Source organism: Sporosarcina sp. USHLN248 (genome assembly GCF_037144575.1).
In the GTDB taxonomy this organism is placed as follows: domain Bacteria; phylum Bacillota; class Bacilli; order Bacillales_A; family Planococcaceae; genus Sporosarcina; species Sporosarcina contaminans.
Map to the genome: position 1 here is coordinate 50,142 of NZ_JBBCZC010000023.1, position 12,204 is coordinate 62,345.

The 12,204-nt window shown below is 43.7% G+C and carries 11 protein-coding genes and 1 pseudogene; all 12 read right to left on the minus strand.

The features are described 5' to 3' along the window. Positions 1-18: 18 nt before the first annotated feature. The 12 genes and pseudogenes from WFH04_RS10955 to WFH04_RS11010 all read right to left on the minus strand — a co-directional run bounded on the left by WFH04_RS10955 (position 19) and on the right by WFH04_RS11010 (position 11,955). A complete protein-coding gene (locus tag WFH04_RS10955) occupies positions 19-735 on the minus strand; it encodes an ABC transporter ATP-binding protein (protein ID WP_336824089.1) in 717 nt (238 codons plus the stop codon). 42 nt (positions 736-777) lie between these two features. Continuing rightward, a complete protein-coding gene (locus WFH04_RS10960; protein WP_336824090.1) occupies positions 778-1,518 on the minus strand; it encodes an ATP-binding cassette domain-containing protein in 741 nt (246 codons plus the stop codon). Between the two features lie 2 nt (positions 1,519-1,520). Further along, a pseudogene (locus tag WFH04_RS10965) lies at positions 1,521-1,613 on the minus strand (urease subunit gamma); the annotation flags it as partial. A 487-nt stretch (positions 1,614-2,100) separates the two neighbouring features. Then, positions 2,101-3,114: an ABC transporter ATP-binding protein gene (locus WFH04_RS10970; RefSeq protein ID WP_336824091.1), complete on the minus strand. Its 1,014-nt coding sequence runs from the start codon at positions 3,112-3,114 to the stop codon at positions 2,101-2,103. 1 nt (position 3,115) lies between these two features. After that, the gene (locus tag WFH04_RS10975) at positions 3,116-4,054 is read right to left on the minus strand and encodes a C40 family peptidase (RefSeq protein ID WP_336824092.1); all 939 of its coding nucleotides are present in this window, start codon (positions 4,052-4,054) and stop codon (positions 3,116-3,118) included. Then, positions 4,051-5,157 (minus strand): mandelate racemase/muconate lactonizing enzyme family protein, encoded by a 1,107-nt coding sequence (locus tag WFH04_RS10980; protein WP_336824093.1) that lies wholly within the window; start codon positions 5,155-5,157, stop codon positions 4,051-4,053. The genes WFH04_RS10975 and WFH04_RS10980 overlap by 4 nt, the downstream gene beginning before the upstream one ends. Next, on the minus strand, positions 5,157-6,080 hold the full coding sequence (locus WFH04_RS10985) for a S66 peptidase family protein (RefSeq protein WP_336824094.1): 924 nt from the start codon (positions 6,078-6,080) through the stop codon (positions 5,157-5,159). Before WFH04_RS10985 ends, WFH04_RS10980 begins: the two co-directional genes overlap by 1 nt. A 306-nt stretch (positions 6,081-6,386) precedes the next feature. After that, complete coding sequence (locus WFH04_RS10990; protein WP_336824095.1) at positions 6,387-8,060, minus strand: peptide ABC transporter substrate-binding protein; 1,674 nt, start codon at positions 8,058-8,060, stop codon at positions 6,387-6,389. Positions 8,061-8,138: 78 nt separating this feature from the next. Further along, a complete protein-coding gene (locus WFH04_RS10995; RefSeq protein ID WP_336824101.1) occupies positions 8,139-9,143 on the minus strand; it encodes an ABC transporter ATP-binding protein in 1,005 nt (334 codons plus the stop codon). A 101-nt stretch (positions 9,144-9,244) separates the two neighbouring features. Further along, a complete protein-coding gene (locus WFH04_RS11000; protein WP_336824096.1) occupies positions 9,245-10,183 on the minus strand; it encodes an ABC transporter permease in 939 nt (312 codons plus the stop codon). After that, on the minus strand, positions 10,183-11,118 hold the full coding sequence (locus WFH04_RS11005) for an ABC transporter permease (protein ID WP_336824097.1): 936 nt from the start codon (positions 11,116-11,118) through the stop codon (positions 10,183-10,185). The genes WFH04_RS11000 and WFH04_RS11005 overlap by 1 nt, the downstream gene beginning before the upstream one ends. A gap of 12 nt (positions 11,119-11,130) precedes the next feature. After that, positions 11,131-11,955, minus strand: coding sequence for a M55 family metallopeptidase (locus tag WFH04_RS11010; RefSeq protein ID WP_336824098.1), 825 nt, complete (start codon positions 11,953-11,955; stop codon positions 11,131-11,133). Positions 11,956-12,204 lie beyond the last annotated feature (249 nt).

A 12,204-nucleotide genomic window follows, 5' to 3' on the forward strand; every position in this document is an offset into this window, starting at 1 on the left:
TTTAGTATACATCTAACTTCATGCAAATAACTTTTTCGCGTACTGATCTGTGAAAGAAAATTTCCCTTCCTGCTTTTTACTTTCATCAACAATTTGTCCAGACTTCATTACATATACTCGGTCACATAAATAATTCACGACCCGCAAATCATGTGAAATGAAAAGGATTGCCATCCCCGTATCCTCATTTAATTGGCGAATCATATCGACAATCTCCTTTTGAATTAACCGATCCAAATTTGATACAATTTCATCACAAATAAGCAACTTAGGCTGCACTAAAATTGACCTTAATACGTTCACCCTTTGCCGTTCGCCTCCGCTTAATTCAGATGGGCGTCGACTAACATGCGATTTGCTCAATTGAACCTTGTCCAACATCTTGAAAATGTATGCATCGCGGTCAGTCCCTTTCATAGATCGAAGCGGTTCGCGCAAAATTTCCATCACTGTCCAAGAAGGATTCAAAGCGGAGGATGCATGCTGGAAAACGATTTGGCAATTCGAATAATACGAATACAAATCGACAGGTCGTTTTCCGTGGAATAAAATCTCCCCTTCATCGCAATGCTCCAATTGCATAATAATGCGGGCCAATGTACTTTTTCCGCTACCACTCTCTCCAACAATACCGACAAGTTCCCCATCGGCTACATTCAAAGATATTTTGCGAAGCACTTCCTTTTTATGTTTTCCACGGCCATAACTTTTTGAGAGTCTCTCAACTTGCAGCATCATCTCACCTCCGCTTTTCACTTTTTTCCATAACAGCCATTGTCAAAACCTGCTATTCAATAAACGCTTCGTATAGCTATCTTCCGGCCGCTCCAATACTTCACTCACAATGCCCGTTTCTACGACTTTCCCTTTATGCATAACGACCATATCATTTGCTGCATTTGCAACGATATCTAAATCATGAGTAATTAGCAGCACAGTCGTGCCATGTTTTTCATTTAATACGCGAAGCTCTTTTAGAAAGTCTTCCCGTACCTCCATATCTAAAGCAGAAGTCGGTTCATCGGCAATCAACAAATCTGGCTCAACGTATAATGCACAGGCAATCATACATCGTTGAAGCATGCCTCCGGATAACTCGTGCGGATATTGATTCAATACGTCATGCGGTAAACGAAGGTCATTCATAATCCTGCCCATTTTCTTCTTAAATTGAATGTTATCATCATTAATACGCCCAGCGGAAAACGCATATAACTGCCGAGCCATCCTTATAGCTAAATTAAAACTGCTTGATGCGTCTTGAAATATTGTAAAAACTCGGCGCCTTCGCAGCTCTACTATTTCAGTATGAGAAGCCTCGAGCAAATTTTTACCTTCGAATAAAATCGTCCCTTCAACCCGAGCGGCAGGGGGCAATAGCCGTAAAATAGCAGCCACAGTCATACTTTTTCCACTGCCACTCTCACCAATTAGTGCCGTGATCTTTCCTTTGCGAATAAAAAATGAACTGTCCTTAACGATCGGCGTATTTCCAATTTTAATCGTAAGTCCGCTCACTAGTTCAGCTTGACGCCTCGCGCTTTTCTTTTTAGCGCAAGCTCACCTGCCACATGCAACATTAACTTCTCCTGCTCAACCGGAGATAACTTCAATTCCATCCACCTCTTTTATATTTGTTTAAGACTTCGGACTAATCGAAATAAAAAAATGATCGTTACCGCCCGTTTTCTCCTACACAAAGAAGAACCAAGACAACTTCTGCTTTTATAAGCTGTTTTTGGAAATTTGATTGCATACGAAATAAAGTTAGGGCCTTGCTATTTTTCCCTAGCTGCTTCTGTTCTATTCACTTTTATATTATTTTAGCATTTTGCATGAACATGCATGTAATGGACAGGTGTCCGTTGATTGGGACCCGGCAAGAGCAGGTCGTTGTGGGGTTGTTGAGGTTTGCTGCTAAGTAATTATATGATATCTGAGATTCATTGGCAACCTCTTTGCAATAAACGAGTTATCTATGAATAAATATCCATCGGCTATATAATGAAGCTTTCTTTTAATTTGCTGAGGTTAACCAATTTATTCACTATAGTTCAAGAGTTGCTGAAACGAAAAATCGCAATAAATAAAGGCCGCCCCTTAGGACGACCCTACTGTTTCCCTCACAGCATCTTGCCGATTCATCACTTTCTCATCATGCAAATGGCAGGCGACAAAATGTCCCTTCTCCTTCTCCAACCAATTCGGCTTCAACTCCGCACATACCGGCATGGCGTATGGACAACGGGTCCTGAACACACAGCCTGAAGGCGGATTAATAGGACTTGGCAATTCACCTTGCAACAATATCCGTTCACGTGATTCTTCAATGTCCGGATCTGGTATCGGGATTGCTGACAACAACGCTTCCGTATAAGGATGTAGCGGTTTCTCATACAACTGCGCACTAGAAGTAAGTTCTACCATATGTCCCAAATACATGACGCCGATCCGATTGGAAATATATTTTACCATCGACAAATCATGTGCTATGAATAAATATGTCAGCCCCTTTTCACGTTGCAAACGTTGCAGAAGCTTCACAACCTGAGCTTGTACAGACACATCCAAAGCAGAAATCGGCTCATCAGCGATAATAAAATCCGGATCTAATGCTAAGGAACGTGCGATGCCGATCCGTTGCCGCTGACCTCCTGAAAACTCGTGTGGATATCGGTTCGCATGATCTCTATTTAACCCGACATCCTCTAATAATTCATTAACCCTTGCACGCATTTCCTCCGCTGTCTTATACATGCCGTGTATTTGCATTGGCTCAGCAATAATTTCGTAAACCGTCGACCGTGGGTTTAAAGACGCATAAGGATCTTGAAAGATCATTTGCACTTTCTTCAAAAAACGTTGACGTTCCTTATCTGTCATATCATGTACGCTTTGCCCTTCATACAAAACATCGCCGTCCGTCTTATTATACAAACCTAAAATCGTCCGACCGGCAGTCGACTTCCCGCAACCCGACTCTCCAACAAGACCAAACGTCTCTCCACGAACAATATCAAAGCTGATCCCATCCACAGCTTTCAATGTCTGCTTCCGCCCGACTTCAAAATGCCTTTTTAAATCCTTTACGGATAAAATCACTTTATCTGACATATCAATTCCCCTCCGTTCCGTATCTACGAACGCCACAAAGCTCACGCTCCAACTTGGATCCAGCCAACTTCAGCAATTCAATGGACTGGCCTGTCGATGGGGAATGCAAAAGCAAACCATTTCCAAAGTAAAACCCAACATGCCGGACATTTCCTTTCCCTTCATCATTTGCAAAGAACAACAAATCCCCTGTTTCCCATTTCTCCGGCTGCGACAACGGTACCTCTTCCCCGCCCCTCGCTTGATCACCAGCATCACGGGGAATCCAATGCCCGCAAGCCTTTAGCATATTATAAGTGAAGCCTGAACAATCATAGCCGTACGATGACATACCGCCCCAGAAATAGGGCAGGTCTAAAAATTTCATTCCTTCATAAACCGCATCAGCGGCCGTTTTTTTATCAAACTGATGGACAGAAGGGGCACGTTGTACATCCACTTTGCGAATAAGCGCTTCCCCATCTGGTGTTTCAACAATAAAATGTTCCTTTCTTTCATCTGTTAAAGGCAATATGGCGTTGAATGGAATGATAACTGTCGGATCTCCATCCATACTCCAAAGCTGCGCCTTACCTGATGAAACTCTTACAAATCCCCCAGCTTCCTTCAATTGCTTTGCGCTTTTCAGCTGTGTGAGTGGCACCCATCCCGGATATCCCCGTTCATCCTTTTTCGATGCTTGCCAAACCGCAATCACTTTCGCCCAATCACCAGCCACTTCATCGACGATAATCGGCTCTCCATACAACAGCTGTGTCTGAACTCTATTTCCATTGCATAAATCGAAACGTTCCTTATACGCCAACTTCTCAAGCCATTTCGACAAATGTACCGGATTCGATATACCTTCCGCATCAATTTTCCTCGGTGATTCCGGCGATGTCCAAATCGTCGCTACAGGAACTGCACATACATACATATTCACTGATGGCTCCGTCATTTCTTTGCCTCCTTCAACGCCTGATCCATTTCCTTCCCTATAAGGCCAAGCCCTGGCAAAGGAGAGAAACGGATTGATTTACCTTCGTATTGGATACCGCCCACCACGACATCTTTGGATAACATAAGTGGCGCATCAAAATCGAAACGTGTCACATTCGATTGGCTTGCTGCAAAATGAGCTGCTGCCGTGATGCCCAACTTTGTCTCAATCATGCTGCCAACCATGCATTCAACACCATTCGCTTCTGATAAAGCATTGATCTTCAAAGCTTCATGGATACCACCTGATTTCATCAACTTAATGTTCATCAAATCCGCCGCTCGCATTCCCAAAAGTCGAAGCGCATCTTTCGGGCTAAACACACTTTCATCAGCCATAATCGGCGTTAATGTCCGATCCGTTACATACTTTAGCCCCTCGAGATCATCCGCGGACACTGGCTGTTCAATCAATTCAATATCAAGTCCTGCATCTTCCATCTTGCCAATCGCAAATACAGCCTCTTTCGGATGCCATCCTTGATTGGCATCAAGCCGAATTTTTACATCCTTGCCGACTTTATTACGAATTGCACGGATGCGGCCAATGTCTTCCGCAATCTCACCAATTCCCACTTTCACCTTCAGCACATCGAATCCTTGAGCGACATACCGCTCAGCATCCTCTGCCATTTCTACCGGATCATTCACACTGACTGTAAAGTCCGTTTCCAATTCGTGTCGATTGCCACCTAAGAACTGATACAGTGGCAAGCCTGCCACTTGGCCAATTAAATCATAAATGGCCATGTCGACAGCCGCCTTTGCACTCGTATTGCGGACGATCGACCTTTTCAATGTACGAAACAATGATTCCCGCTCCCGAATATCAATTCCGATCAGCTGAGGTCCAATTACCTCGGTAATCGCATATTCAATGCTTGCCAGCGTATCACCAGTAATGACATGAGTCGGCGGCGCCTCTCCCCACCCGACTCTGCCATCTTCGTCTGTCAATTTTACAAATACGGAATATGCTGTTGTCACGGTTCGTAAAGCCGTCTTGAAAGGTTTTATGAGCGGAACTGAGACGCGCATCGTTTCAATTTTCCGAATCCGCATCATTCCACCCCCGGCAACAATGTCAAGGAACGTTCGTCAGCATTTAACCGAGCTTCCGCACCTAACGGAATGGCAAAATGCGGTTCGCAATGGCCTATCTTAAACCCTTTCACAACTGGCTTGCCTAATCGGCCTACATAATGATCGAACACCTCATCCAATGTCAACGACTCTTTCCGCTTCTTCGGCTCTGCATCCGAAAAATCACCGATAATGATGCCTGCTGCATCCGTCAATTTATCGGCCATCCGCAGTTGATTCAACAAACCATCCACACGATAAGGTTCTTCACCAACATCTTCAATGAACAGCAATTTCCCTTTTGTCTCCACTTCGTATCTTGTTCCAATTGTATTCGCAAGCAATGATAGATTGCCGCCGACAATTTCCCCCGTAACCACGCCGCCCGATAACGATTCAAGCGGAGAAATGTGTTCATCATAATGGAGCTCCATCGGCTCAAACAACTGCTCAAACATTTTAGCGGATAAAGGGTGAAAGGATTCCTTTCCGACACAGGATGCCAACATTGGCCCATGAAACGTTATAAGATTTGTATAGCGTCCAATCGCCGTATGCAAAAATGTAATATCGCTAAACCCCCAAAATATTTTCGGATTGTCACGAATTAAATCAAAATCAAGTTTGTCCGTATATCGTGCTGAGCCATAGCCACCGCCCGCACAAATAATACCTTTCACTTCTGGATCGGCAAACATAGCATGCAAATCGTCTAAGCGTTCATCATCCTTTCCAGCCAAGTAACCATATTGATCCTTCACATGCTCGCCGAACTTCCACTTCAGTCCAAGGCCCTCCAAAAATGTTAAAGATCGCTCAAGGCTCTCTTGATTGGGCGGGCTTGAAGGCGACACAATCCCAATCATATCTCCACTCCGCAACCTCTCTGGCCGTATCTTCATCTCCCCATCTCCTTAAAACGCATAAATAAAATCCGCATAAATCAAGATAGCATTGCAAAATTGAACTTAAAAACGCATTATTCCATCGAACAAGCGCATAAACTTATAAGAAAACTTATCTACTCCCCCCTCCACGCTTAAACCGACTCAACAACGCATATAAATCCACTTTCCAGCACTTATTAGCGAAACTGTTAATCTATCAAAGGTACCAAGTCGGCACCGTACCAATCCTCCAAACTTGCAAACGATCGGTGACTAAAACTGAAAAAATCGCGGCGCCATGACGGACACCGCGACTGTTCATCAGTTCTTATCAGCGTATTTCAAATCGACATAGCCGACAGGATGACGCAGAATACCGGTTACACCCGGTTTTTCAAGTGTTGTCTGGTTGTAAAAGTATAGTGGGAACACTGGCATTTCTTCCATAAGTAGACGGTCTGCCTCTTGCAACAATTCCCAACGCTTGTTTTCATCTGTTTCATTTTTAATATCCGCAATTAACTTATCGTATTCCGCGTTCGACCAAGTCGTACGGTTCATAGAAGAGTCAGTTATGAAACTCTCAAGCGCATTGACAGGGTCTGCATAGTCATGCAAGAAGGACGAACGGGACATTTGATATTTAAACTCTTTCTGTTCGGATAGGAATACCCCTGCCTCTACATTTTGCAACTCCACATCAACACCTAACACTTCTTTAAATTTTGATTGAAGTGCTATTGCAATGTTTTGGTGCGATTCGCTTGTAGAATACGTAATCGTCACTTTTGGAAGTTCCGTATAACCTTCTTCTTTCATTCCTTCTTCTAACAGCTTTTTCGCTTCATCGGGATTATAGGAAACGAGATCTCCAACCGTGTCACGGAATTCCTTGCCATCAGGGCCTATGAAACCATATGTGACAAAACCATGTGCAGGTTTCTCTCCATTTTTCGTTACATATTCAACAATCTCTTCTTGATTTACCGCAAGACCAAACGCTCTGCGAATCTTCTTATTCGTGAAAGGCTCCATCGAAGTATTGAAGCGGTAGAAATACAAACCTGCTTCATCATCTACGCGCAGCTCATCACTATCTTTCAATTGTTCGGCAATCTCAGCCGGAACTCCTGAAACATCCAACTCATCGGATTGATACATTTGGTATTCAGTAGTTGTATCATTTACCATTGCCCAATGGACTTTATCCAATTTCACAGCGTCTGCATCCCAGTAATGTTCGTTTTTCTCAAATTCGAAACTGACATCGTGATCCCAAGCAGTCAACTTAAATGGTCCATTGCCAACAAACGTCGCTGCATTTGTATGCCAAGACGGATCTGCTGAAGCGACCTTCTCATTGATCGGGAAGAAGCTTGGATTCGTAATGATGTTCAAGAACGCTTCGTTTGGAGAAGTGAGCTTCACAACAAAAGTTTTTTCATCCGGCGCTTCAATTGCAATATCATCTGCAGATCCCTCACCGTTATTGTACGCCTCAGCTCCTTCGATAAAGTATGCTAAAAACGCTGCCGGAGAAGCTGTTTCCGGATCTAACATATGCTTCCATGCGTAAACGAAATCACCCGCAACGACCGGATCGCCATTCGACCATTTAGCGCTATCACGGATTGTAAAAGTGTACGTTAAACCATCATCGGATACATCAATTTTTTCTGCAGTTGCTTCTACAGCCTGATGATTTTCATCCAAGCGCGTAAGGCCTTCCATAATATTGTTCAATGGACTCCAAGAAACTGCGTTAAATCCAATGGATGGGTCAAACGAAGTCGGTTCCTCTCCATTGTTCAAGTACAAAATCTTTTCTCCAGATGTTGCCTCTCCTGCAGCTTCATCATCTTTTTCCTCATCTGATGGCGTTGCAGAGTCAGTATTCGTGTCTGCTGGCTCCTTCCCTGCATCTTTGTTCGCCGTACATGCCGCCAAGAATAGCGCCAACATTCCAACAACTAAAAAGATCAGCCACTTTTTCAATTCAAAATCCCCCTTTTTTGAACCGCTATTGTGAAAAGCACTTTCGTGCGACAAACCTACAAATAACCCATTCCTCTTCTATACATATGCTCCGAAAAGCTTCTTAGCTCTTTCGTCTTGTAGCCAACAATCCACTTGATGTGTAATTGACAGACTTGTCGTCGCAGGGTAGACTCGTTCGCAAACTTCCATCGCGAAAGGGCATCTAGCAGTAAATGGACAGCCAACAGGTGGAGCAAACAGATCTGGAGGTGTCCCTTCAATCGGTTGCAGCTCCTCTTCTTTTAAATCAAGCCGTGGTACCGAAGAGAGCAGCCCTTTTGTATAAGGATGTTGAGGAGAATAAAATACTTCCCGCTTCTCTCCGATCTCAATGACCTTCCCTGCATACATGACCGCAATTCGATCCGCAATTTTTGCGACAACACCTAAATCATGGGTAATCAAAATGATGGATACGCCCGTTCTTTCTTGAATTTCCTCAAATAATTCAAGGATTTGCGCCTGTATCGTGACATCCAATGCAGTCGTTGGCTCATCTGCAATTAATAGCTCCGGCTCGCATATAAGCGCGATTGCAATAACAATTCGCTGACGCATCCCTCCAGAAAATTGGTGCGGGTATTGTTTCATACGCTCCTCGGGATTTGGAATCCCAACAACATTCAGCAATTCAATCGCTTTCTTTTGCGCTTCCGTCTTGCTTATTTTTTTATGTGTGCGCAACCCTTCCGTCAATTGCTCACCGATTTTTAAAGTCGGATTGAGCGCGGTCATCGGATCTTGGAAAATCATCGATATATCCACGCCTTGCACTTGCCGCATTTCCGATTTTGAAAGACGGGTTAACTCCCTTTCTTTAAATTGGACTTTCCCTTTATGGATACGAGCGGCTGGCTGGGGTAATAATCCCATGATCGTATTGGCAGTGACACTTTTTCCACATCCCGATTCCCCAACAATAGCTAATGTCTCCCCTTTAAACAAATCAAATGAAACGCCACGCAGCGCCTGCACTTCACCACCGAACGTCTTAAACGACACGTGCAAATCTTGAACAGATAGAATTATTTCGGAAAACACTTTTCTCCTTTTTTTCGACTTTGCTAACCTCGGATTCGTCGCGATTGCCGTTCCGCCTTGCCCCTCATCCCTCGATGTTCTATTTTGTCCATTCAATTCATTCACCCCCTCAGTTTCGGATCAAGTGCATCCTGCATACCGTCACCGAGGACGTTGAATGCAAACATCGTCATGGAAATAAAAAATGCCGGGAAGAATAAACGCCACCAATGGCCCGATAAGATGACAGGGATGGCATCATTTGCCATTACACCCCAGCTCGCTACCGGAGCTTGAATGCCCAATCCTAAGAAACTCAAAAAGGCTTCCGCAAAAATTGCACTCGGAACGGTCAATGTCATTTGGACAATGATCGGTCCCATCGTATTCGGCAATAAATTCTTCCGAATAATCCTCGATGTCTTTGCACCGAAAGACTTCGATGCCGTTACAAATTCATAGTTTTTTATTTGCAATACTTGTCCCCTGACAATACGAGCCATTCCGACCCAACCGGTAATCGTCAATGCTACGATAATTGTCGTCAAGCTTGGCCCCATTAACACCATCAATAAAATAACTACTAACAAATGAGGAAGACCATAAAGAATTTCGATGATTCTCATCATAACCGTATCTGTTCTTCCGCCTTTATAGCCGCTAATGCCTCCATAAATAATACCGATGAAAAAGTCAATTAAGGCTGCCGCTACCCCGACAAATAAAGAAACTCTCGCTCCGTACCAAGTCCGTGTAAAGACGTCCCATCCTTTTTCATCCGTACCGAACCAGTGCTTAGCGCTTGGCGGCTGATTTTGGTTTGCATATTGTGTAACCGTTATATCATGAGGTGAAAAGATTGGTGCGAAAATGGCAAACATCGTCAAGATGATTAAAAATACCAATCCGCTCATCGCCAATTTATTTTTCCGAAGCCTCCTCCAAGCGTCTTTCCAATAAGAAAGCGATGGACGGACAACCGTTTCTGCTTGCTTCCTGCTTTTCTCCTTCGGTTTAAACCACTCATCTGGAACAGAAGTTGGTGACTGATGAGCTACCATCACGCATCCCCCTCCTTCCGATGAAGCTTAATGCGTGGATCAAGGAACCCATACACAATATCAACGAGAAATAACATAAATACTAAAAATGCGCTATAAAAAACTGTCGATCCCATAATGACTGGATAATCTCGGTTATTGATGCTTTCAACGAAATATTTCCCCATACCTGGGATGGCAAAAATCCTTTCAATTACGAATGTACCCGTTAAGATACCTGCAAGCATCGTTCCCATAATTGTCACGACCGGCATGAGAGCATTCCGCAATGCATGACGGACGACAATCCGAAATGGCGATAAACCTTTCGCCCTTGCCATCTTCATATAATCTTGAGTGAGCACTTCCAACATGCTCGATCTTGTCAAACGCGCGATAATCGCCGTCGGGCCAGTTGCCAAAGCCAATGTAGGCAAAATCATATGGAGTGGACTACTCCAAGTTGCTGGTGGCAGCCATTTCAAATTGACAGCAATTTGTTGGATTAACAGAGTTGCCAATACAAAGTTCGGAATCGATATTCCAACGACCGCGAAAGCCATAGCTGAATAATCAAGAATGCCATTATGGCGCAAAGCAGCTAACGTACCTAATACAATGCCGGAAATGACCGCGACCAAAATGGTCACCATTCCTAACTCAAATGAAATCGGAAATCCTCTTGCAAGCAATGTATTTACTGATTCATTCGGTTTTTTAATCGATGGGCCAAAATCAAACGTAACGATTGATTTTAAATAATGAATATATTGAATATGCATTGGCTCATCCAATTTATAAAACTTCTCCAAATTGGCTTGGATCGTTGGATTGGAAGTCCGCTCTTCGTCAAAAGGAGAACCTGGTATTGCGTGCATTAAGAAAAAAGTCAATGTCGCAATAATGAGGATTGTCGCGATCATCATGAAGAATCGTTTTAATATGTAAATCGCCAAGCGCTTTTCCCCCTAACAGTATTTCGTCTGCATTGCCAATTCCACCATGACGAGCATAGCTCGATACGCCTCCAAGATGTCTTTCGCTTCAAATTTTACAATGGTCGTCCCGGGCTCTATTTCGCAACCCGGCATCAGCGCTGCCCATTCTGCCTGACCGTAGTTTGTAAATTCAATTCGCAAAGTCGGATTTTCCGGCGGCAACAAAGGTTGAATGGAATCCCTTTTTGCAATCGCCTCAGCAGTTTTCTCTTCAATTAATGCGTGTGCCTTTGAAGGGTGCAATGTCTTCACAGCCGACCGAGAAATGGTTTCCTTCACAGCTGCAGTTACAATTCCGGGAATCAATTCTTCCGCTTCTTTACAAGCACAATCATCCCCCGCAACCATTATGACCGGTACACCGTAATAGCCCGCTACATACGCATTGAACCCCAATTCCCCGATTTCTACATCATTGATATACATTGTCCGTACGCCAAACGTCATCGAATGGCTCATCACACCAAACTGGCCTGCTCGCGCATGATACCCTGCAAAAATCGCCCCATTAAATGAATCATCGAGCGCTTGAACCATAGAAAACGCTTTCAAATCTCCCGTTATTAAATCTGCAGCTGGATGCAATTCCTCAACTAATAAGTTGTTCATCTTCGAATGGCTATCATTAATCAGCACCTCTTTTGCCCCGTGTCCGATAGCCGCTCGAACAATCGCATTCGCTTCCTCTGTCATAATACGTCGCGCCCGCTCATAATTATGCCTCGATGAATCTACAAACGTATAATCCGGTAACCCCGTAATCCCTTCCATATCAACGGAAACGTAAATTTTCACACCGCACTCCCCCATAATATAACTATATTAATTGATTAGTAGGTAATTTCAATCCTATCAAATTTTTATGAATATTACAATGTGAAATTAATAAATATACAGTTAACTGCCATAATTGAGACGAGTATCAATGATAATAAAAGGGGCTGTCCAGAAAGTCAGTGAAAACTGATTTTCTGTGATAGTCCCTTTCTGGTTGCAGAATAAATGGGGAACCCCTGACAACCGTCGCTTTCCGTTCCAGGCGCA